Source organism: Rhodococcus sp. K11/5, assembly GCF_055193735.1.
In genome coordinates this window covers 3,443,967-3,466,096 of sequence record NZ_CM143721.1, presented here as the reverse complement: position 1 = coordinate 3,466,096, position 22,130 = coordinate 3,443,967, and the positions used below count along the sequence as shown (strand labels likewise).

Below are 22,130 nucleotides of genomic sequence, written 5' to 3'. Positions count from 1 at the left end.
AGGGCTGGGTGCGCGGATGGACCGTGCCATCACGCCGGCAGCGCGACAGCTGGTTCAGGATCGTGTGCGGGGATCGCCCGGAGAGGTCATCGTCCGTCCGGATCGACAACCGTGCCGGCGCGGGTAACAAGGGTCAGGTCGCACCCCAGCGCGTCCGCAACGGCGATAATTCCGTCGAGTTGCGAGGTGTCCTTGCCGCTTTCGATCGTCTGCACGGTCGATCGGCCGACACCCGCAAGAAGAGCGAGTTCCGATTGGGTCATCCCGAGTTCGCGACGACGGACGGCGAATGCACGCGCGAGGTCTCCCGCGTCGTCGCGGCGCGTTCGTCGAGGGGATGCCATGGTGCCTCCAAAGCTTTTGATCGCAGGCTTAAGGGAACGATACTGCTCATCTCCGGATAGTGCACTCCTTATGCTTGGCCTTGCAAGCTCAGGTGGGCTGAAGCCCTTTCGGCAACTTTTGCAGCACCCTACGCTTGCCTGGGCAAGCATAGGGTGCTCGAGTGCCGCCCTGGCCCGGTCGAACTGGTTCAGAGCGACACGATGCGCTGGATACGAGCCCGCACCACCCGCTGCACCATTGCCGGATACGCGTGGAGAGGGGTGGTTAACGCTGCCAACCACACGGCACCGGTCCACGCGCCGACCGCTGCGGCAGCGACAGTGAGCGCCAGTGCCACTGCAGCACACAGGAGGTGACCGAGTTCGGAGCGCCGGGTGTCCAGGTCCAAGGCGCTCAGCCCGGCTCGGGTCCCCTCGAACGAGCGCATGCTCTTCACCACCCGAGTCCACCCGATCGCGTCGAGCAGTCGGCCGAAGCGGTGGACGCCGAGGTATCGGTACATCGCCAGCTCGGCGGACGCCACCTGCCACCACCGAGCCTCGGCGCGGCCGGTCCACCCCCCGAGGCCGATCGACGCGGCCGACATCAGCGTGAAGTGGACGACGATCGCGAACGCGGGATGGTCGGGGCCGATCGCCCACCACGCCGAGCCTAGAAACGCCGCGGTGGCCAAGCAAGTGATGACCACAGCCACGCCCGACGGTCTCGGGCTCGGAGTCCGTGAGTCGGCGGGAATGGGCACGGTGTCACCGTATCGAGGGTCGAGCGCGACCGACCCCGGGCGTTGCATACTCGACGGGTAATCGAACGGCCTACGCCGTTCGACGCGACGAGGGACGGACGCAGCCGATGGCATCGACGATCGCGATAACGGGTTCGACCGGGCAGGTCGGTGGCGCGGTCGCCGCCGAACTCGCGAATGCGGGAGTGGCGCAACGACTGCTGGTGCGCCGACCGGAGCGAGCGCCGCAGCTCGCTGGCGCCACGGTCAGCACGTGCTCGTACGACGACCTGGAGGCATCGACGGCAGCGATGGCCGGGGCGGACATCGTCTTCATGGTGTCGGGTGCGGAGAGCGCGACCCGGCTCGACGAGCACCGCACCTTCGTCGACGCGGCGGTCGCAGCGGGGGTGCGGCACATCGTGTACACCTCGTTCTTCGGTGCGGCGCCGGACGCGACGTTCACCCTCGCGCGCGATCACTACTTCACGGAGCAGCACATCGAGGAGTCCGGGCTCGACTACACGTTTCTGCGCGACAACTTCTACAGCGACGTGATGGAACTGTTCGCCGGAGACGACGGCGTGATTCGCGGGCCTGCCGGGGACGGTCGGGTCTCGTTGGTGGCGCGAGCCGATGTCGCGCGGGTGGCGGTGCGGATCCTGTCCGAACCCGCCTTGCACGTCGGGAAAACCTACGACCTCACCGGTCCCGAAGCGTTGTCGATGGCCGAGGTCGCCGTGACCATCGCCGAGGTGCGGGGTGTTCCGGTGTCCTTTTTCGACGAGTCGGTGGACGAGGCATATGCGTCGCGTGCGCGTTACGGCGCTCCGGGGTGGCAGAACGATGCGTGGGTGTCGACGTACACCGCGATCGAGTCGGGGGAGCTGAGTGCGGTGACCGACGACGTGGAGCGGTTGACGGGGAGGCAGGCGATGACGTTGCGCGAGGTAGTGGCGAATTCGGGCGCGCCCGCGTAGCTCGGCGTTGCGGCAGAACACCACGAATACACCTGTCGACGCGATGTATTGATCTGTTTCGAACATGCTGAACCGTTTTCGCAGGTTGCGATCGACGCCAAGAATTATGCGACTGCATTTATGCCTATGGTCCCACGAGACGCTGATATTTTCGAGCGGTGCGTTTTTTCCGTGTTCGGCTGCGTGCATCACCGAATTAGATCGTTTGCAGGACTGTCGCTGAGTCCGGAATGTTGCCAGAGTGTTGAAGTCGCTGACCGGCGGAGTCGTGTCACTCGAGCAAGGATGAGATATGTCGAAAATTCGGTCACTCGTGGCGGTTCTGGCGATGAGCGTTGCTCCAGCAGCGGCAATCGCGCTGCCCGCTCACGCTGCGGCGGGCACTATCACCGGTACGGTGACGTACGTAAACGTGTTCCAGCAGAATTCGAAGCCGATGGGAATCTGGGTCGACTCCAACAAGAACGACGGTTGGGCCGCGCTCAGCCCTGGTACCGGCGTTACCGGAGCGTGGACGACCAAATTCAGTTTCACCTCATCGGGCGCCACATCCTTCACTTCGAGAATCGGTTGCGGCGGTACCCCGCAGAATTGGAAGACTTCTAATCAGCGCGGCCCCTTTTCGTCGGGTGACCAGAAGTTGACCATCCGGTACTGATGTCGAATCAACTGTCGGCCACCTGAAATTCTGTGGCCGACAGTTGGTCCATCCTGTGAGTCGATACCTGTTGTCGCCGCGATCGAGCCTTGTTGGATTCGTAGGGCTACGGCACAACCGGAACTACGGAGTCAGCTGTCGTCCTGAACCGCCGGCCACGTTGCCACGTCGCCCCCGGGCATGCACACCATCCGAAAGCCGTCCGGCCCGAACAGTGTCCAGGCTTCGTAGGTCGAGTGGGGGCGCACTTCGAGAACGGTTCCCGAGTCCAACGTCACCCGTACCGTTCCCTTCTCGACGGAGCTCGCCGTGATTCGTCCGGTCAGCATCTTCTGGATGTCGTCTGCGATATCCAGCGAGGGAGACGGCGCGAAAGTCATGTGCTCGGAGCGAGTTCGAACGTGTACGTCTCCTTCGATCTCGAATCGAAAGCCCCCGTCGGTGGAGAGGTTCAGGACGTGGTCGATCGATGTCGTTCGCATCGTCTGGCCTGTCAGAGGTAGGTACATCGCGTCACCATCCTGCGGGTTGTGCGAAAGAACCGTCGGGGTTCAGTGGAATGTGCGTCGTCGCTCGACTGCCGGGCTTGCCACCGAGATCGAGGGGTTGTCTCGCGGAGTTGTAGAACCGGACGTATCCGTGTGGATAGTCTGTCGTCGGCTCCATGATCCTGACAGTGTCGGCATTGTTCATCGAGCCCGGCTTCTGCCAAACAGTGCCCTTGCCGTTCTCTGCGACTCTTGACCCCCAGTCTTCCGGTACCGCGGACGGTCGCGGGAGTGACCCCGCCGGGGGTAGTGCCGAAACTTCGTCTGGTCGACGCCGTTGGTGGCGTGAGGTACGTCGAAGTTCATCGCGGTGACGTGACAGATCGGGCCGGTGCCCCACACCCTGGCGAAGCTGTATCGCCGACTTCCACGCCTCGATGATGCGTCGCTGCGGCAGCGCGCAGCAATGGTCGCCGCACGCGCCGGGTGAGTCACAATCTTGGCAAAAGTGTTCACGTCGAACTCATCTCACTCGACTGATCGTGGGCGGAATACGGACGCCCGAGGACGAACGTAAGACGCAAGCGGGGTGAGCTCGGTCCCGCGTTGTCATTGACAAGGCTGCGGAGCGCGTGACGCGACGTCACCCGTCTTACGACACGTCGTTCCAGGGCCCCAGGATCGCGTCGACGAGATGAGGTTCGCGGTACGCATACAAAAAATCCCGACGCGGTTGTGGTCGATCATCGCACTCCGCAGGTCTATCGACGTTCTTGACTGTTCGGAGCGGAGGTTCACCAGGCACGAGTACGTGCGCGTCTTGCCGTCGACGAACGCGGCTGGTCCGCGCCCGTGAGCCGTTCGAGGGGCATGTGTGCCGCAGGGCAGTGCCGCGTGCCGCCGCTCCAGCACCGCTGTTTCGCGCGTTCGCCGAGAACAGCAATCTGGAAGTCACCCGATCTCCGGAGCCGCGATCCACAAGATCGTCCAATGCCGGGCCCAGAGCGCTGGTTACGACCGTGGTCTGGTCACCCGGCTTGGTGGACACTCCCTGCGTGCCGGGTTCGTCACCCAGACTTCCTTCGCAACGGCGCCGCCGCCCACGCCATTATGCGGCAGACCGCCCACGCCGTTTATCGACCGCTCGCGTGTTGCCAGCGAGGGCAACACTGCTATGGTGCGGTATGAGCGATACCGCCCCTTACAGGTTCCGGGAGGCCCGTGTAAGCCGGGGAGAATCTCTACGTCAAGCCGCGTGTGACCTTAAGGTCGCGCCCAGCTACTTGTCACGAGTAGAACGAGGCGAGCGAACCCCATCGCCGACGTTGGTAACGAAGCTGTGCAATCGCTACGACATAGCGTTGCGGGATTCTGGCGCAGAATGGGTTGTAACATCCGGTCAGTTGCAAAAAATTCTGGAGCAGCATCCAGAGGAAGCGGCACGTCTACTGTCGACTTACGGCCATGAATTGGCGACCTCGTGACTACGGCTACAGCGGCATGGGCCACCCTACTGACTGGATTAAGTCTTGAGGGCTACACCCTAGATGTATGAGGCCATGACGTTGGTGACGCCAGCGGTGAGCCGTGATGCTGGTGGTTGGTTCCCGGCGGCAGTGTGAGGTCGATGGTAGTTGTAGTGCACGTTCCAGATCCTCAGGGCGTCCTCGCGCTGGTGTTCGGAGAACCAGGTTCGGGCGTAGAGGAACTCTTCGGCGAGGATCCTGTTGTAGCGCTCGACTTTTCCGTTGTGGCGCGGGGTGTACGGGGTGATGCGCTGGTGCCTGGACCCGAGCAACGCTCGGGCGAACACCTCGGCCCGGTAGCAGGACCCGTTGTCGGTGACCAGACGTTCGATGCGGTCGATGCCGTGCGCGGCGAAGAACACCCTTGCCCGGTGCACGAATCCCACTGCTGTGACGGCTTTCTCGTCTGCGAGGGCTTCGGTGTAGGCCAGGCGGGAGTACCCGTCGACCGCGGAGTGGAGGTAGACGTAACCGGCTCTCGCGCCCTTGGTCTTGGCGCGGTCGACGGCTTTGGCTTCGGCGCTGCCGCGGCCGTGGGCGCGCCATCCTCCGCCGTCGGGGATGCGCCCGACCTTCTTGATGTCGACGTGGACCATGTGGCCGGGCCGGCGGGCGACGATCGTGCGTGGGGTGCGGTTCGTCTCGCCGGTGGGGTCGAGGAATCGGCGTCGGTTGATGCCCAGGTGATCGAGGTGGCGGGTGACGGTGCGCCGGCTGATCTCGATACCGTCCCGCTGCAGCTCGAACGCGATCCGCGACGCGGGCCACTTCTTCTCGCGGCGGAAGCGTTCGATCCGCACGACCACCGAGGGGTCCGCGGCGGTGGGCTGACGGTGCGGGGCGCTGGAGCGGTCCTCGAGGCCGAGGTCGCCGAACTCGCGGTACCGGTGAACCCACTTGGTGGCGCACGCGCGAGAGATGCCCATCTCGGCGGCGACGTGCGCGATGGGCCGGGTGCGGCACCGTTCGACGAGTCGGCGGCGGCCTTCCGGGGACAGTGGGGCATTACGGTGTGTCACGACAGGTCTTTCTGGTCGGCGGACGAGTTGGTGGTACTTCTCATCCTGCCTACCGGGAAGACCTGTCCCACTACGGGGACGCATCACCGCGTGACTACAACCTCATGACCCGCAACACCTAGATGCGAGCGGCCCGATAGGCCAGGGGAGGTTCGGTCTAGTCTTCAACGCTATTTGTGACAGCACGGGAAATGAGCATGCCTTGAAGGTGCTTGTTCCGAGCGCCGATGTTGCGGACGCAGAAGACTTCGCGAATGAGGGGTTACTTCTGCAGAAACTAGTCAAGGCGTCGAACGTGGTCGACATCGACGAGCATTCAGTGCGAACCAACGTGCAAATGACTCACATCGGCGGCGTGCAGGCGCCTGTTCCAATTCCTGTACCCGTCTTGTTTCACGTTTTGGAGAAAGCCAACGGTAATTTATTAAGCAGGATTGCCGCCCGCCGGAAACTCGACTGGGTAGATACTTTAAGTATCTGGCGAGATCTCGTCAAGGGCATCCACCAAATGCATTTGAATAAGGTTGCCCACCGGGATCTTAAAGCAACGAATTGTCTGGTGTTCGAGCTCAGAAAGAATACGATTGCCACAAAATTAGCAGATCTGGGAAGGTCGCGAGACCTAACGACCACTGCTAGGCACAACGCGTTCATGTACGCAGCGGGACTCGGTGACCTTCGCTTTGCACCGCCTGAATACATTTTTTTCCAGGGGTGGGACAACGAGCGTGCGCATCGGGACGCAGATCTGTACGGGCTGGGTTCGCTTCTCTTTGAGTTGGTAACTGGTGTTGGATTGACGGGCGAGGCGATCTCGAATATTCCTGGGGCTCGTAACCAAGCAATGCGAGACGCTGCGAACGGAGTTCATATAAGATTGGATTCCCTCCGCTCGCTATACGCTTCAGCCCTAGTTGGGTTCGATGCCATGATTCCGAAGGTCATCCGTGAGAGGGTATCGTCTTTGATTCATACTCTTTGCGATCCTGTGCCGGAGCGGCGTCGATCAGGCAGCGCTCAGAACAGAAGCACGATGTCGCATGGACTTGAGGGGCTGATTCGGCAAATCGATATTTCAATCAAAGAGCTTACTCTAGCCCAGGCTGGACCTAGTAGATCCAGTTACCGGAGAGGTGCGTAGTGTCAAGTTTCGGACGAATCGTTGTGCCCGAGAGCGGTACTCCGGGCATGAAGGCAGCGCAGCCCTCTGCACCAGGGGTTGGAGCAGGATTTCAGGCGGTTCACACATCAACGGGCTCGAAGGTTACAAGGACCGCGGGGCAAACTCCGGATGACGTTGACTCGTTCACCTCGTGGCAAGAGCAAATCGTTCTTTTAGCATCCGAAGAACGGGCCGCCGCAGAAGCGATGTCTACCTCGGCCGTAGCCTTTGCCAGGGCGTCTCAAGCAGCTCTACAAGCAGGTCTACCTCATGAAGCTTCGCAAATGGCTCGTCGTGGCCTCACAATCATCGCGCAGAGTTCTGACGAAACGGTTAACATTGCTACAGCGTATGCGTGTGCAAACGTATTTTTGAGTTGCGGTGAATTTGAAACACTCACCGCGCTACTTGCGAATTTTGCTAGTACTGTCCCCATACGAATGCTTCGCGCCCGCATTCACGCTGCGTCGGGTCGCTTCGCTAGTGCGGCCGAGGAGATGGGAGAGCTGGATAACGAGCCCATCTTGTCGGCATACCGAGGATACCTGTATCTCATGCAGAATGACCCACAGGCAGCCCTAAGGCAGCTGCGTTCGTCTCTCAGGGGTGCTGGGACTCCCGACGCCACGGTTTATAAGAATATAGCGATTGCTTACATCCGCCTTGGGTCTCCACGCAAGGCGGTCCGTTTCGCGCGGATGGCGCAGAGTGTAGCGCCTGGTCGGCAAGACATTAATTTGATGTTGCTGAGTTTACTCGTTGATGCCAACGACTTAGTGGGGGCATCTGCCGAACTTTCGAAGTTGAAGTCTGAGGGTGTGGTGTCGACTAGCGAGTTGGCTCTATTTGAGGCTCAGATCGCCAGTTTGGGGGGTAACATCGAAAGAACGCGTTCTCTCATATCACGAGCAAGGATTTTAGCTGAGCGTGAAGGTGACCCAGAAGCAGTCGCACTGGCGTCGGCGAACCTCAGAATGATTGATTTCATCTTAGGTAGTACATCTCGATCTGCTGTTGTGAGGGATGTCGATGCCCTGTTCGTGGACCATCCCGGAAGCACGCCGATGTTTTTAATGCTATGCGATTTTTATAGTCGATCAAAAGACGCGCCTGCTTTAGAACTGACACTGGCACGATTTAAGAAACACAGTGTAGACGCGGCGGCGATCGCGTCGGGGGAGTCGTACCTGGCAAATCTCCGGTGCGACTTCGCCAAAGCTGCGCAATATGCAGAGCAGTGGAGTCGGTTGGCCCCGTTGGATGGGGGCGCTGCTAGTTTAGACATTTTGTTTCACGGGCAGACTACTGAGGATTGGGTGGCTGCGAGCGTAAAGGCTGAATCTGCTTTAAAGCGAATCCCCCGGTTGGCAACCGTAGCTAACAGTGCTGCGTATGCAATGGCTCTCGGCGGGAAACCGGTCCAGGCGCTAAAGGTCCTCGATTCGGTTGGCACCAACACGTATGTCTTGCGTGCTACCAAAGGGCTGGCGCTGATTGCGTCTGGCAGGTTGCCTGAAGGTCTAGCTGAATATAGGCGGGCGGCCGAGCTGGCTGATAACGAGTCTGCGTCGGATATCCATGCGCGAACTTTGATGACGCTGCATCAATGGGGCGCGTTAAAACGATTGGGAGTTCTCGACGACTTGCCCACAATGGAGGTAGTCGCTTCTGCTCTCCCTTTCAGTCCGTTGCCGGATGACTGGGAAACGCGACCTTCGTTTGCTGTTCTCAAGTGGGTTGCGGATCAAAATGACTGGCCGTGGCCGCACATGATCGATTGATTCGGCGTGGGCGGAGTAGCCGAGCTCGGGTGTGACACGCGATGGTGCGTTGATACCGATCACCGCAGCGAGCCGGCTCAATGCCCCGCCGATGTCAACCGCGTTGCCACTCGCTCGCACACTGCGCCGTGCTTCTCGATCATCTCAGCGGACACGCGGTGATGCGTACCTCCAACCCATTGACCGAGCCCATAGATTAGGCGCATCTGGCGGGACGAGGTGAATGACCCCAGGTACCCTGCCGCTTCCTTCTGAGTCAGGAAGGATGCATAACATGCCCAAGAAGATCGATCCGGAGGTCAATGCGGGGGCACTGCGGTTGTTGGAGACCCACGGCCAGAAGTATCCGTAGCTGACCGCGGCGGCAGCGGCGATGGCGAAGGAGGTCGGTGTCGGTCACGAGACCGTGCGCCGGTGGGCGGTGCGAGCGCAGATCGACGGTGGAACCCGCTCCGGCACGACCACAGATAGTCCACCGAGATCAAGAAGCTCAAAGCCGAGAGCAAGCAGCTGTGAACCGTCCTGGTCCTGATGGAGACTTCGTTCAGGCCACCTCGCGTTCGGAGGCGGCGGTCGTGCTGTTCTGACGGTAGTCGTTCTCGTAGTCGATGGGTGAGGTGTAGCCCATCGAGGAGTGCAGGCGGTTGTGTTGAACCAATGCACCCATGACGCGGTCTCGCGCTCCACCTCGGCCCGTCCGGTCCACGACTTCTGCCGGTCGATCAGCTCGGATTTGTAGAGTCCGATCGTCGATTCCATCAGCGCATTGTCGAATGCGTCGCCTACCGATCCGATGGAGCCGGCAATGCCCGACTCGGCCAGCGCTTCACTCAGGGCGATGGACGTGTACTGCGAACCGGCATCGCTGCGGAAGATCAAACCCGTTGCTGTGAATGCGAAGTCAGCTCGACGTCGGTTGAACAACGCCTGCTCGAGCGCACCCGTCACCAAAGGTGTCGCCTTCGTCGTCATCACCCGCCACCCCAGGATCCGGCGGGAGAACACGTTGACGACGAACGAGGTGTACACGAACCCCGCCAGCGTCCAGCCGCAGGTGAAATCGGCGGCCCACCACTGATCCGGTCGACTCGGCAGTGCCCACTGCCGGTCGATCAGATCCGGGTGTCGCGGTGCCCGATCATCACGCTCGGTGGTGATCGGGCGCCGTCGACCCCGCACGATTCCGACGGCCCCGCAGATGTCTATCAGCCGGCCGACCTGATCGCGGCCGACATGGTGACCAGCATGTGTCATCGCGTGCCACATCTTGCGGATCCCATAGAGCCGCCGATTGGCCACGTACACGGTGTGGACGGCGTTCGCGGCGTACGCCTCGGCCAACGCAGCGACTGAGACTTGGCCGCGCTGTTTCGCTGCGAAGTAAGTGGACGGGGCGATCTTCATTCCGTGCTCGGTGGGCACTCTGCAGATCGGGTCGACCCCGTAGAGGTGACGGTGATTGTCGATGCAATCGACTTTCACCGCAGTCGGCGGGCGACCTCCGCCTTCGCGAAAAACGCTGACGCTGTCTTGAGAAAGTCGTTGGCTCTGCGTAAATCGGCATTCTCACGCCGTAGAGCTTTCAGCTTCGCATCGTGGTCGGCGCCCGCCGGCCCTCCCTCGGGTTGGCCAGCGGTACCGGTCTTCTCGACCCAGGTCCGCAGCGTCGCCGGATTCACATCCAACAATCCACCGACGTGCTTTTGGGCCGCGAGCTTCGTGTCACCGTGCTCGGCGATCCGGTACCGATACATCCTCGCCGCCCGCTGGCGAGTCTCCTCGTCGAACTTCCTCGGTGCAGCCATACCGGCATTCTCATGGTGAGATCACAGTCTCCACCAGACCCAGGACGGTTCAAAAGTGACTGTTCCCATCTGCGAAATTTCTGTTTGTACTTAATGCGGGTTTCGGGTCGCGACACCTAGCAAGTTTCTGACTTCAGTACCGTTCTGGACTGTTGCTGTTCTTCGGCACTGTCCATACATGAACGGTCGTCTCAGCGTCGTACTTGGCCTCTGGACTCGGTAACGAGTCTTGACGCAATGCCGACATCTACTAGTACACGCCCGACCTCAAGTGCTTGCGCAGGCTTACTGGTCGTTCGGGGTAGCTTCAACCGACCGACCGACCGAGGAGTATCGAACCCCATGGCAAAGACCAGTGCCAACTTGATCTGGAGCATCGCAAACCTTCTGCGCGGCCCTTACCAGCCGAACCAATACGGCGACGTGATCCTGCCGTTCACCATCCTGCGTCGGCTGGATTGCATCCTTCAGCCCACCAAGGAGCAGGTCCTCGCCGAGTACAAGAAGGTTCAGGGCTTGAAGGTCGACCCCGGCGTGGTCCTGAAGTCCAAGTTCAAGTTGCCGTTCTACAACACCTCCCAGTGGACCTTCGCCTCCCTCGTCTCCGACCCCGAAGGCATCGCCGACAACCTGATCGACTACATCGAACAGTTCTCGCCAAACGTGCGGGATGTGTTCGACGGCTTCCGGATGGTTGATCTGGTCGCCGATCTGAACAAGTCGGAGCGGCTGTACCTCGTGGTTAAGGAATTCGCAGCGGTCGACTTGCATCCGACGGTCGTCTCCGGCCACGACATGGGCTACATCTTCGAGGAGCTGATCAGGAAGTTCGCCGAGTCCAACAACGCTCAGGCAGGTGACCACTTCACCCCCCGTGAAGTCATCGCCCTGATGGTGGACGTACTTTTCCACACCGCCGATGACGTGCTAACAAAGCCCGGCACCGTGCGCACAATTTATGACCCCGCTGCCGGTACCGGCGGGATGCTCTCGACGGCATATGACCACCTAATCGAGATGAACCACAGCGCTCGTCCGGTGCTGTACGGGCAGGAGATCAATCCTCGCTCTTACGCGATGTGTAAGTCGGACCTGATCATCAAGAATCAGGATGTGGATAACATTTACCTCGGCGACACCCTCACCGACGATGGGCACACCGGACGTCACTTCGACTTCCTGCTCTCCAATCCGCCGTTCGGTGTGGAGTGGAAGACCCAGCAGAGGGCGATCTCAGACGAGCACGAGGTCCGCGGTTTCGCCGGGCGCTTCGGTGCCGGACTACCTCGCGTGTCCGACGGGTCTCTGTTGTTCTTGCTGCACCTGATCTCCAAGATGCAGTCGGTTCGCAACGGCGAGGGCGGCAGCCGACTCGCCATTGTGCTCAACGGCTCGCCGCTGTTTACCGGTGGGGCGGGCGCGGGTGAGTCGAACATTCGGCGGTGGATCATTGAGAACGACCTTCTAGACGCGATTATCGCCCTGCCGACCGACATGTTTTATAACACCGGCATCAGCACCTATATCTGGATTCTCGACAACAATAAGGCCCGGCAGCGAAAGGGTAAGGTGCAACTCATCAATGCCGTCGACATGTTTGGCAAGATGCGCAAGTCACTGGGCTCTAAGCGCAAGTACCTGAGACCCGAGGATATCGAACGCATTTGCAGGCTCTACGACCTAAACCATAATGAGAAGGGCACGGACACCCAACCTGCGCAATCGAAGGTATTACGTGGTGAGGAGTTCGGCTACGCGACAATCACCGTCGAGCGCCCCCTCCAACTTCGCTTTGAGCCGACCGAGGGCCACATCGAGGGAGTGCTCGCGCAGAAGAGTATTGCCAGGCTCAAGGACGGTGAGCAGGCCGCAATCCGGAAGGCGTTGTTATCCATGGTCGGGCAGGAGTGGACGAACCGGGATGCTTTCGTCGATGCACTCAGGACTGCGCTCCGCCACTCTGGGATCGACCGCCCAGGCCCTCCGTTGTTGAAGACGATTTGGTCTAGGCTCGGTGAACACGATCCCGAAGCGGAAGTGATCAAAAATTCTAAGGGTGAGCTCGAACCAGATCCTGCGTTACGTGATACCGAGATTGTACCGCTGACTGAGGACGTGGAAGATTACTTGGTCCGCGAGATCCTGCCGCACGTGCCCACCGCGTGGATCGACCACGACAAGACGAAGATCGGCTACGAAATTCCCTTCACCAGACACTTCTATCGGTACACTCCACCGAGGCCCCTTGAGGACATCCAGAAAGACTTACGGGCTCTGGTTCTTGAGATTCAGGCCATGCTCGCCGAAGTTGGCGCATGAGCTGGCCGGCATATGATGCGTACAGGGACTCCGGCGTCGCCTGGCTCGGTCGAATTCCGGCTTCGTGGTCTGTCGCTCAGCTACGGCATGTATGCGATGTTTCTACTGGAGACAAAGACACGGCCAACCGCGTTGATGATGGTGAGTACCCGTTCTTTATTCGTTCCGAAGAGATTCACCGTATCGACTCATGGTCGCTCGACTGTGAGGCTGTACTAACTCCTGGTGACGGGGCTGTCGGCAAGATTTTTCATCACTACATTGGCAAGTTCGACTTCCATCAGCGTGTTTACGCTTTTTACAACTTCAAAGGGGTGACTGGTCGATACTTCTTCTATTACTTCTCTGGTTTGTTCGCTGCTGTGGCTCTCGACGGCAGCGCAAAGACGACAGTCGACTCACTGCGCATGCCACTCATTAAGGGCTTCCATCTGACCTTCCCGGGAGTGCAAGAACAGCGAAAGGTTGTCCGATTTCTAGACCGCGAAACCAGCAAGATCGATGCTCTGATCGGCAAGCAGAAACACCTAATTGCCAGCCTCCGGGATGACCTTAGAACTATTATCACCCACGCCGTCACCCATGGACTCGACGCTGATGTGGTCACCAAGGACTCTCGAGTCGAGTCGTTGGGAAGGATTCCCCAGCATTGGATTGCTACGCCGCTTAAGCATGCCCTTCGCAGTGAACCGGGGGCGATAAAGGCTGGCCCTTTCGGTAGCGATTTAACAGCATCCGAGATGGAAGGAGACTTCGCGAAGGTTTACAACCAGAGAGCCGTTCTCGACCGTGACCCTCTGGCCGGACCGGAGTGGGTTTCGGAAGCTAAATATAGAGAGATGGGGGCGTTTAAGGTCTTGCCCGGCGATATACTGGTGACGACTCGTGGCTCAATCGGTCGGGCCTTCGAGGTGCCCGACGATGCACCGATAGGAGTCATTCACCCGTGTGTCATTCGTGTTCGCGCTGACCAAGCTCGCTTGCTAAATGAATTCCTTCTAATCCTGTTGAACGAAACCCCACCTCTTCGTGAGCAATTCTCTCTGTTGAGCAACGCCACGACAATCGATGTCATCTACTCTGGGACGCTCGCATCCTGCACTGTCCCGATCCCGCCGCTCGCTGAACAGAAGCAGATTGTTGAATACATACGCGAGCGACGAGACAAGATTGATTCCCTAATTGCGAAGGCCATCGAGGTTGTTGACACGCTTCGCGAGTTCCGCTCAACGCTAATAACGGATGCCGTGACCGGCAAGATCGATGTGCAAGGAGTAATTTGACATGGGTCAGCATCATGAATCAACTTTCGAGGCTGAGTTATGCGAGCACCTCGCCGCTTGCGGCTGGCTGTACTCGGCGACCGACGCGGGCTACGACCGGGAACTCGCGTTGTACCCAGAGGACGTGTTTGGGTGGTTGGCCGACACGCAACCGGAGCAGCTTGCGAAGCGAGTCAACCCTGACCTCACCGGCGGTCCGCTGGAGAACGCACAGCGGGGAGTGCTGAACGCGCTCGTGAAGGCACTCGGGGCCGATCTCAAGGCGAACGGTGGCACGCTGTCGGTGCTCCGACGCGGGTTCAGGGACCTCAACGCACAGTTTTCGATGTGTCAGTTCAGACCCAACACCAGTCTTAACGCCACCACCGCGAAGAAGTACGAAGCGGCGCGATTGCGGGTGGTGAGGCAGGTGCACTACTCAACGAGAAACAGCAACAGCATTGACCTGGTGTTTTTCGTCAACGGTATCCCCGTCGCCACCGCCGAGTTGAAGACGGACTTCACACAGAACATCACCGACGCGGTTCTGCAATACAAAAACAGCCGGCTGCCGAAGGGTGAGCAGCTGCTGCAGTTTGGATCGAGAGCGCTCGTGCACTTTGCGGTGTCCAACATTGAAGTACAGATGACCACCAAACTGGAAGGCAGAAACACTTACTTTCTGCCGTTCAACAAGGGCAACAACAACCACGCGGGTAACCCGGCAAACCCGGAGGGGTCTCCAACGGCCTACTTGTGGGAGACGATCTTCCAGCGCGACACGTGGCTCGATATTCTCGGACGGTTCCTGCACCTTCAGGTCACCGACACAGTCAACCCCGTCTCGGGCAAGAAGACCCGCAGGCAGATGTTGCTGTTTCCTCGCTACCACCAGTGGGAGGCGGTGTCCCAGCTGATCGAAGCTGCACGGAACGACGGACCTGGGCACCGGTACCTGATCCAGCACTCCGCAGGCTCAGGGAAAACCAACAGCATCTCATGGCTCGCCCATCGGCTGTCGGTGCTCCACGACGACACGAATAGCCCGGTGTTCGACTCCGTCATTGTCATCACCGACCGCAATGTGCTCGACGCCCAGTTGCAGGAGGCGATTCGGCAGGTCGACAAGACCCCCGGCGTCGTTGCCCATATTGACGGGCTCGGCGGGTCGAAGTCTCAGCTGCTAGCCGACTCGCTGCAGGACGGGACGAAGATCATCATCGTCACCATCCAGACTTTCCCGTACGCCCTCGACCAGATTCGTAGCCAGTCCTCGCTAGCTGGAAAGAACTTCGCGATCATCGCCGACGAGGCGCACTCCTCACAGGCGGGAGAAGCATCTAAGCGGCTGAAGTCGGCCCTGACGTCGACGGAGCTAGAAGAACTCGCTGACGGTGGCACTCTGGACGCCGAAGACATCTTGGCTGCGGAGATGACCGCTCGGGCGAAGTCGAAGAACTTGTCGTTCTTTGCGTTCACCGCTACCCCGAAGGCGAAAACCCTCGAACTGTTCGGCCAGGTAGGACCTGATGGATTACCTCGCCCATTCCACCTGTACTCGATGCAGCAGGCGATTGAAGAAGGCTTCATCCTCGACGTACTAAAGAATTACACGCCGTACAAGACCGCGTTCCGGCTTACGCACAATGGTCGCTCTTATGAGTCCGAGACCACTGCGACCGCCGGCACCATCGCCGTCACCGGTAGCGCCGACGGCGACCTGGTTGATAAGAGTGCGGCGGTGAAGTCGGTGATGAACTGGGTCAAGCTGCATCCGGCGAACATTTCCCAGAAGGTCGGCATCATCGTTGAGCACTTCCGCGCTAATGTTGCCCCGCGCCTGGACGGCAAGGCAAAGGCAATGGTCGTCACCTCCTCCCGTAAGGCAGCCGTTCGCTACAAGCTGGCGTTCGATAAGTACGTCGACGACCACCACTACACCGACATCGCAGCCCTCGTCGCGTTCTCGGGCGAGGTCACTGATCTCGACTCAGCGATCGAGAAGGCCACCGAGACATCAATGAACGCGAGCCTTAAGGGTCGCGGCATCCGCGAGACCTTTGCGACCGACGAGTACCAGGTCATGTTGGTGGCGAACAAGTTTCAGACCGGGTTCGACCAGCCCCTTCTCGTTGCAATGTACGTCGACAAGAAGCTCTCCGGTGTCGCCGCCGTCCAGACTCTGTCCCGTCTGAACCGGATCGCCCCAAATAAGGACCAGACCTTCGTACTGGACTTCGCCAACTCTGCGGGGGAAATCGTCAAGTCATTCGAGCCGTACTACAAGGCGACCACCCTGGCCGATGTCACCGACCCGAACATCGTGCACGAGACCATGGCCAAGCTCGACGTCTCCACGATTTACCAAGAATCGGAGATTGAGGGTCTGGTGCGCGACTACCTAGCGAACAAGGGAAATAATGCGCTCACTAAATGGATCACGCCAGCTCGGGATCGGTTCCGTGACCGGGAACGCACCGCCATGGACCATAACGACATCGTCGCGCTCGATGAGTTGGAGATGTTCCGCAAGGATGTAACGACGTTCCTTCGTCAATACGACTTCCTATCCCAGATCGTCGATTACGAAGACCCGTCGCTAGAGAAGCTGTCTATCTACTTGCGTCATTTAGCCCCACAAATCACACGGCAGCAGCTTGACCACAAGATCGATTTGTCCACGGTGGACTTCGAGTACATCGCCCAGAACGAGCAGGACACGACCTCCAGCAAGCTCGAAGGCGGCGTGACGCTTGAGCCAGCCAAGGACGCCGGGACAGGCACCGTCCGCGATCCAGAGTTGGTGGCTCTAGATGAGGTCATCGAGAAGATTAACGTATTATTTTCCGGTGATCACCCCGACTCAAGTGTGCGCAACGTCGTTTCTCACGTCCGCGACCGTCTAGAAGACAGCGAGACACTGCGGCAACAGGCGCAAAACAACTCTCTGGCCCAATTCTCAGCCAGCCCCGATCTGCACGACGAGTTTCTGTCGGCGGTAATCGGCTCGATGGATTCGTCTGTGGATCTGTCCGCGCAAATCCTCAACAACAAGGACCTGTCTCAGAAGCTCCTCGGAGAATTGTTGCCGACGATCTACAAGCATCTTAAGGGCGCTGCCTAATCCGCGACGCGGGCTTTGCTGCAGGTCTTGCGGGGCATCAGTTACCAGACGTCTCAATTCCCGGTGCTCATCGCAGCGACCAGCAGTGGCAGGTCATCTGCTACGGCGATGCATAGCGCGCTCTAGTCCCGCTTGCCGCTTTGCGTGATAATCAACGCAGTAGGGGGAAGGCTCCCGTCGGTTGGCGGGGACAGCTTCTTGATTGCCTGCGGCACGGTGGTGGCTTTCGAGAGGTGGACCGCCCGCTCGTCGGTTCGGTGAACTCTAAAGCGTCGCGAACTGTTTCGCCTTCGACGAGTTCGTCGGTGAACAGGCGGTGTGCCAGCCAGCGAGCGATGCAGTTCGTGGCGATTAGCCCTCGATAGCTGCTGTCCTCGTAGATCGGAAATTAAGATAGTCGCTGGGGCGAATTTCTTCCAGGACGTCTTGCAGGGGCTGGCCGGTTCAAAAGCAGCGAGGGGTCGGTGAGGCTTGACGTATAGAACCATTGGTGGGGCGATGATATTGTCGCGTACCCTTTCGATCGCTTCGACGATCTCCGTTACAGGAATGGCCATAGGTCTGCCTTCGTAGTAGTCGTTGTGGACGAGTGCGTTCCGTAAGTTTGCGAAGTTACGCAGAGCGCGAAAGTCTAGTCGGGTCTGGAATCGGCAGGCGTATTATTGCGGACGGTGCGCCATTCGAGCAGGGCTGCTCGTTGGAAGACGTAGCCGATGTTTCGCTGCGGTCCGTTCACCTCTTTGCCTCGCAGGCTGACCGAACCGCGAGACGCGTTGGTCAGTCCCGCCAACACTTTGAGCAGCGTGGATTTTCCGCGGCCGGAGGGGCCGGCGATAGAGACGAACTCGCCTTCCCCGACGCGCAGGTCCACGTCGGCGAGGGCAGTGACGTCACCGCGCTTGGAGGAGAACTGGACGGTGAGGTTGTCCACCGACACGGCGGTGTCGGTCATCGTGGTCGGTCGATCGCTGTTGATGGCATTCATGTCAGCGTCTCATTCCTCGGTGGAGGTGAAGGAGTTGACGCCCGGTGCCATGCCCTCGGTGTTGTCTGTGGTGAGCAGCGGAATCGTTTCCTGCCACTGCTGCAACAGCACGGACTCCGGCGGGGTCTGCGGATCCTTGCCCACCAAGGAGGCCACGGCCGCTTCGGGATCGGCGATGGCGGCTTCGAACGATTCGCGGGTGGCGTCGACCATGGCCTGCACCAGCTCGGGGGAGCGCTCGATGGTGGAGGTGTTGGCGATGAAGCTGTCGAGCTAGTCAATAACATGGCGGCGACCGTGCCAGCGGAGTTGCGGTGCCGATGGAGGCCGATCCGCTCCTGTCGCGCGGAATGATGGGTGATGGTGTGATCGACTTCGACACCATCGGCCGATGCGTCCACGGCGCCGGATATCGAGGTGATGTCGAAGTGGAGATCTTCAACGCAGCGGTGTGGGCTACGGACGGGGATCAGGTGATCGAGACGATGAAGCAGCGCTACCGCGACCTCGTGTTGCCTACGCTGATCTGATGAGAGTTCTCTTCGCCCCCGATTCGTTCAAAGGCACTATCGACGCCGTCGACGCCGCTTCGGCGTTGATGGAGGGGTGGGCGTCCGTTCGCGCCGAGGATGGCCTGGTGTCGATGCCGCAGGCCGACGGGGGTGAAGGGACGCTCGACGTCCTCGCGGCGTGCTCGGCGGACTCCACGTGGTCGTCCGTCTCCGGTGTCTGCGGCCCGGACGGTCGGCCGGTCGATGCTCGGTGGTTGGTGTTGGCGGACGGTCGGGCGGTGATCGAGCTTGCCGAGTCGTCGGGCATCGCGCTGATGGAATCGCTCGACGCGTTCGGAGCGACGACGCGCGGGCTCGGCGAGGTGATCCGGGCGTGCGGGACGGAGCGGATCTCGGTGGCGCTCGGGGGGTCGGCGTCCACCGACGGCGGGCTCGGTGTGCTGCGGGCGTTGGGGGTTCGGGTGTTGGACGAGTCGGGCCAGGATGTGCCCGAAGGCGGAGCCGGATTGGTCGCGGCGCGGTCGGTGGATGCGTCGGGCCTGGTGTCGGTGCCGCCGGACATCGAGTTGCTGACCGATACGCGGGCGGTGCTGTTCGGGCACGAGGGGGCGGCGCACGTGTTCGGTCCGCAGAAGGGTGCCTCGGCCGCGGACATCGAGGTGCTCGACGAGGCGCTGGAGCGGTGGGCCGGGTTGCTCGCCGACGCGGGGTTGGTGGCCGACCCGTCGATGCCGGGGACCGGCGCTGCCGGCGGAACCGGGTTCGGGCTGTGCGCGCTGGGGGCGCGGGTGTCCGGTGGGGCGGAGCGGGTGTCGGAGCTGACGGGTCTCGCGGCCGCGGTGCCGACGGCTGACCTGGTGGTGACGGGGGAGGGGAAGTTCGATCGGACGTCGTTGACGGGGAAGCTCGTCGGGCATGTTGTGCAGCTGTGTTCGGACGCGTCCGTTCCGGTCGCGGTGGTGGCGGGAGCGGTGGACTCGGACGTCGAGGTGCGGACGGTGTCGTTGACCGAGCTCGCGGGGAGCGGGGAGGCGGCGATGGGGGATCCGCGGCGGTGGTTGGTGGAGGCGGGGAAGCGGTTGGCGGCAAAGGGATGCGAGCCGGCTCCCTGTGTGGCCAACTAGCAAATTTGCGATCCAATCGTTCGCCGGGTGAGTGCAACCGCACCACTGGGGAGTCGTACAGCTGAGAGCGGTCCGAAGCCGGTACGCGATGCGCTTGTGCATGTACTATTTCGATGACGGTAATCATGCAACAAAAGGTGAAGCTTTGAGTATTCGATCGACCGGGTTCAGGCGCAACCCGTCCACTCAGTCAGCTAGTTGGATACTAGACTTGAATGATGCCGGTAAACTCGATTTGAACCCACCATATCAGCGTAAAAGTGTCTGGAATACGCCGTATCGTCAATTTTTTATCGATTCAGTTGTCAGGAATTTTCCAACTCAAGCCATTTTTCTCGACCTCACCGTTGACCCAGAGAGGCCGTCACAGTATCACGTGTTGGACGGCAAACAAAGATTAACTACTTTGATCGAGTTCGTAGAAGATAAGTTCGTCGCTCCCGATGGTCTCGAGGATCTGGGTCTTGCCGGCAAGTATTACTCGGAATTTGATCGCGAGAGCAAGCTTGCTATTTTGAACTACTTGTTTACGGTAGAAATCGTTTCCGAAACATCCAACTCGGAGCTGAATGAGGCATTCGACCGCCTGAACCGAAATGTTAAGCAGCTCAACAAGCAAGAACTCCGGCACGCGCAGTATTCCGGAAAGTTCATTACTAAGATGGAGGCGTTGTCCACGTCCGAGTCTTGGAGAAAGCTTGGAATCTCGACCGAAAGCCGTGTGCGCCGTATGCAGGATGTCGAGTACATTTCGGAATTCTATATCGCCGGAATTCATGGAGTGCAAGACGGCAAAGAATACTTGGATCGGTACTACGCTCTTTACGACGAAGAAATTGTTGCAGAGACGGCTGCGGACCAACTTTTTGAGCAAGCGCTTTCTTACATTATGGACGTAGACTCGCGCTACCCGTTGAAGCCCTCGAGGTTCTCGAATATCGCTGACTTTTACTCTCTGTGGTCGGCTGTGACGCAGATTTGCAGACTGCAAAGATCGACACTTTTAGATCCCGAGGAAGCTGCAAATAATTTGGAGAATTTCGCCTCCGAGATTGAGAACGAGTCAACAGCAGAGGCTGTGCGCTACTTGGCCGTAGCGATACAAGGGTCGAACAAGAAACCAAACCGACAGCTTCGCGCAGATATTATTGCGGAACTGATTAGCAGGGGTTGAAGTCTTGGAATCCCGGACAGGGCGGAGTGCCGTGAGCGTTCCGTCGGGCGTACTTCAGTATTTTGGTCAAATCAGCCCGCATCTCGAAGTGCTAAAGAATTTTATGGAAAACAAGATAAGGTCGGAGTTGACTGAATTATCTCCTCTAGTTGTTCGAGGTCGACTGAAAGCTCCGGTGAGTGTGTATGAAAAGCTACAAACAGGTAAGTACGCATCTGTTTCTGACTTAGGTGATCTTGTCGGGTTTGTTGTGGTTCTGCGCACGCGAAGCGCAATCGCGCTTGCGGCGAAAGCGTTGCACCAGTCGAGTCTTATTGCTTCCGACCTTGAGCGACCCGTGGACATTGACCCGAACGATTTCAGCTACCGCGAGCCGAAGCTGAGCGTGATACCACCGCGGAGGTTTCTGGAAAGTCACCCCGAGCTCGTGAACATTCGCACTGAGGTTCAATTTACAACCGCCTTGCAGTATGCGTTGGACAACGCCACGCATGATTTCGACTATAAAGCATCCGAATACAAATGGTCGAGATTTCGTTCGGTTTCCCAACTGAGGGCAATGCTGGAACTTGCTGACACGATGATAGACGACATGGAGAAAGGTAATCAGCCAACTTCAAATATTGTCAGCTTGAGTTCGGGTTTGCACGAAGAGGAGGTGATGTGGAGAATTTTGCAGGCAAAGTACGGAGACGTGGCGCTCGCTTCAGACCATCGCCGGTTAGTTGACACAATTCTGCGTTGGCAATCTGCTGCAGAACTCAGCATTTCCGACTTTGAGCGCTTGTTAGAGGCCGCCCCGTCTTCCGGGCAGCAGTCAGTTTCTGTTTCGACTGCGGAGAAAGTCTTGAGCGTTCTGATGGCGTCGCATTCTAACGAACTACTGCGAAACTACACCGGCAAGTTCGTCGTAAGTGCGGAAGCAGTACAAATCTTACCGAGCTTGGGGCTGGTGCCCGGAGACCGCCGTGTTGTTGTCATGTCAACAGCATGAGCAACAAACGAAGCGTCGAGCCGACAGTATGTCTCCCGCCACATCGGCCGCGTCCGACCACCGCCGCCACAACACAGGCCGAGGCGACTAAAGTTGTCCCCGAGCCCACAAGGACGACGACGTCTAGCAGACGGAAAACGAGGCAACACCT

The 22,130-nt window shown here is 59.4% G+C and carries 18 protein-coding genes, 1 pseudogene and 1 other annotated feature; of the genes and pseudogenes, 12 read left to right on the top strand and 7 right to left on the bottom strand.

Annotated elements, in window-relative coordinates:
- Positions 1-86: 86 nt before the first annotated feature.
- Positions 87-344: a helix-turn-helix domain-containing protein gene (locus ACY466_RS16290; protein ID WP_463246596.1), complete on the bottom strand. Its 258-nt coding sequence runs from the start codon at positions 342-344 to the stop codon at positions 87-89.
- Positions 345-532: 188 nt separating this feature from the next.
- Positions 533-1,018 (bottom strand): glycosyl-4,4'-diaponeurosporenoate acyltransferase CrtO family protein, encoded by a 486-nt coding sequence (locus tag ACY466_RS16285; RefSeq protein ID WP_463246594.1) that lies wholly within the window; start codon positions 1,016-1,018, stop codon positions 533-535.
- Between the two features lie 176 nt (positions 1,019-1,194).
- On the opposite strand from ACY466_RS16285, the gene ACY466_RS16280 reads away from it, so the two are divergent.
- Both ACY466_RS16280 and ACY466_RS16275 read left to right on the top strand, forming a co-directional pair.
- On the top strand, positions 1,195-2,046 hold the full coding sequence (locus ACY466_RS16280) for an SDR family oxidoreductase (RefSeq protein ID WP_463246592.1): 852 nt from the start codon (positions 1,195-1,197) through the stop codon (positions 2,044-2,046).
- Positions 2,047-2,338: 292 nt separating this feature from the next.
- Positions 2,339-2,704 (top strand): hypothetical protein, encoded by a 366-nt coding sequence (locus ACY466_RS16275; RefSeq protein WP_463246590.1) that lies wholly within the window; start codon positions 2,339-2,341, stop codon positions 2,702-2,704.
- A 131-nt stretch (positions 2,705-2,835) separates the two neighbouring features.
- Here ACY466_RS16275 and ACY466_RS16270 read toward each other — a convergent pair whose 3' ends face one another.
- Positions 2,836-3,213 (bottom strand): DUF6188 family protein, encoded by a 378-nt coding sequence (locus ACY466_RS16270; RefSeq protein WP_463246588.1) that lies wholly within the window; start codon positions 3,211-3,213, stop codon positions 2,836-2,838.
- 1,163 nt (positions 3,214-4,376) lie between these two features.
- Between ACY466_RS16270 and ACY466_RS16265 the strand changes: the two genes are divergently transcribed.
- The gene (locus ACY466_RS16265; protein ID WP_463246586.1) at positions 4,377-4,676 is read left to right on the top strand and encodes a helix-turn-helix domain-containing protein; all 300 of its coding nucleotides are present in this window, start codon (positions 4,377-4,379) and stop codon (positions 4,674-4,676) included.
- 59 nt (positions 4,677-4,735) lie between these two features.
- On the opposite strand, the gene ACY466_RS16260 is transcribed toward ACY466_RS16265, so the two are convergent.
- Complete coding sequence (locus ACY466_RS16260; protein ID WP_463246585.1) at positions 4,736-5,737, bottom strand: IS481 family transposase; 1,002 nt, start codon at positions 5,735-5,737, stop codon at positions 4,736-4,738.
- A gap of 136 nt (positions 5,738-5,873) precedes the next feature.
- On the opposite strand from ACY466_RS16260, the gene ACY466_RS16255 reads away from it, so the two are divergent.
- Positions 5,874-6,878 (top strand): protein kinase domain-containing protein, encoded by a 1,005-nt coding sequence (locus ACY466_RS16255; protein ID WP_463252331.1) that lies wholly within the window; start codon positions 5,874-5,876, stop codon positions 6,876-6,878.
- A gap of 305 nt (positions 6,879-7,183) precedes the next feature.
- Positions 7,184-8,680 carry a tetratricopeptide repeat protein gene (locus tag ACY466_RS16250; RefSeq protein WP_463246584.1) on the top strand — a complete coding sequence of 499 codons (1,497 nt, stop codon included), beginning with the start codon at positions 7,184-7,186 and terminating at the stop codon, positions 8,678-8,680.
- 544 nt (positions 8,681-9,224) lie between these two features.
- Here ACY466_RS16250 and ACY466_RS16245 read toward each other — a convergent pair.
- A pseudogene (locus ACY466_RS16245) lies at positions 9,225-10,485 on the bottom strand (IS3 family transposase).
- Positions 10,070-10,201: a sequence feature (AL1L pseudoknot), on the bottom strand. (Overlaps the previous pseudogene by 132 nt.)
- A 342-nt stretch (positions 10,486-10,827) precedes the next feature.
- On the opposite strand from ACY466_RS16245, the gene ACY466_RS16240 reads away from it, so the two are divergent.
- Genes ACY466_RS16240 through ACY466_RS16230 form a run of 3 tightly spaced genes read left to right on the top strand, consistent with a single transcriptional unit; the run spans position 10,828 to position 17,190 of the window.
- A complete protein-coding gene (locus ACY466_RS16240; protein ID WP_463246582.1) occupies positions 10,828-12,804 on the top strand; it encodes a type I restriction-modification system subunit M in 1,977 nt (658 codons plus the stop codon).
- Positions 12,801-14,087, top strand: coding sequence for a restriction endonuclease subunit S (locus ACY466_RS16235; protein WP_463246581.1), 1,287 nt, complete (start codon positions 12,801-12,803; stop codon positions 14,085-14,087). Before ACY466_RS16240 ends, ACY466_RS16235 begins: the two co-directional genes overlap by 4 nt.
- A 1-nt stretch (position 14,088) precedes the next feature.
- Entirely contained in the window at positions 14,089-17,190 is a 3,102-nt protein-coding gene (locus ACY466_RS16230) for a type I restriction endonuclease subunit R (protein ID WP_463246579.1), read from the top strand.
- 631 nt (positions 17,191-17,821) lie between these two features.
- Here ACY466_RS16230 and ACY466_RS16225 read toward each other — a convergent pair.
- Together ACY466_RS16225 and ACY466_RS16220 are read right to left on the bottom strand one after the other, a co-directional pair.
- Positions 17,822-18,175 (bottom strand): ATP-binding cassette domain-containing protein, encoded by a 354-nt coding sequence (locus tag ACY466_RS16225; RefSeq protein ID WP_463246578.1) that lies wholly within the window; start codon positions 18,173-18,175, stop codon positions 17,822-17,824.
- Between the two features lie 9 nt (positions 18,176-18,184).
- Positions 18,185-18,436: an ABC transporter substrate-binding protein gene (locus tag ACY466_RS16220; RefSeq protein ID WP_463252330.1), complete on the bottom strand. Its 252-nt coding sequence runs from the start codon at positions 18,434-18,436 to the stop codon at positions 18,185-18,187.
- A gap of 59 nt (positions 18,437-18,495) precedes the next feature.
- Between ACY466_RS16220 and ACY466_RS16215 the strand changes: the two genes are divergently transcribed.
- From ACY466_RS16215 to ACY466_RS16200, 4 genes are all read left to right on the top strand, one after another.
- Entirely contained in the window at positions 18,496-18,705 is a 210-nt protein-coding gene (locus ACY466_RS16215; RefSeq protein ID WP_463246577.1) for a hypothetical protein, read from the top strand.
- Positions 18,705-19,811 carry a glycerate kinase gene (locus ACY466_RS16210; protein ID WP_463246576.1) on the top strand — a complete coding sequence of 369 codons (1,107 nt, stop codon included), beginning with the start codon at positions 18,705-18,707 and terminating at the stop codon, positions 19,809-19,811. Before ACY466_RS16215 ends, ACY466_RS16210 begins: the two co-directional genes overlap by 1 nt.
- Positions 19,812-19,911: 100 nt before the next feature.
- On the top strand, positions 19,912-20,985 hold the full coding sequence (locus ACY466_RS16205) for a DUF262 domain-containing protein (protein WP_463246575.1): 1,074 nt from the start codon (positions 19,912-19,914) through the stop codon (positions 20,983-20,985).
- 31 nt (positions 20,986-21,016) lie between these two features.
- Positions 21,017-21,979 carry a nucleotidyltransferase family protein gene (locus ACY466_RS16200; protein WP_463246574.1) on the top strand — a complete coding sequence of 321 codons (963 nt, stop codon included), beginning with the start codon at positions 21,017-21,019 and terminating at the stop codon, positions 21,977-21,979.
- The last annotated feature ends 151 nt before the right edge of the window (positions 21,980-22,130 follow it).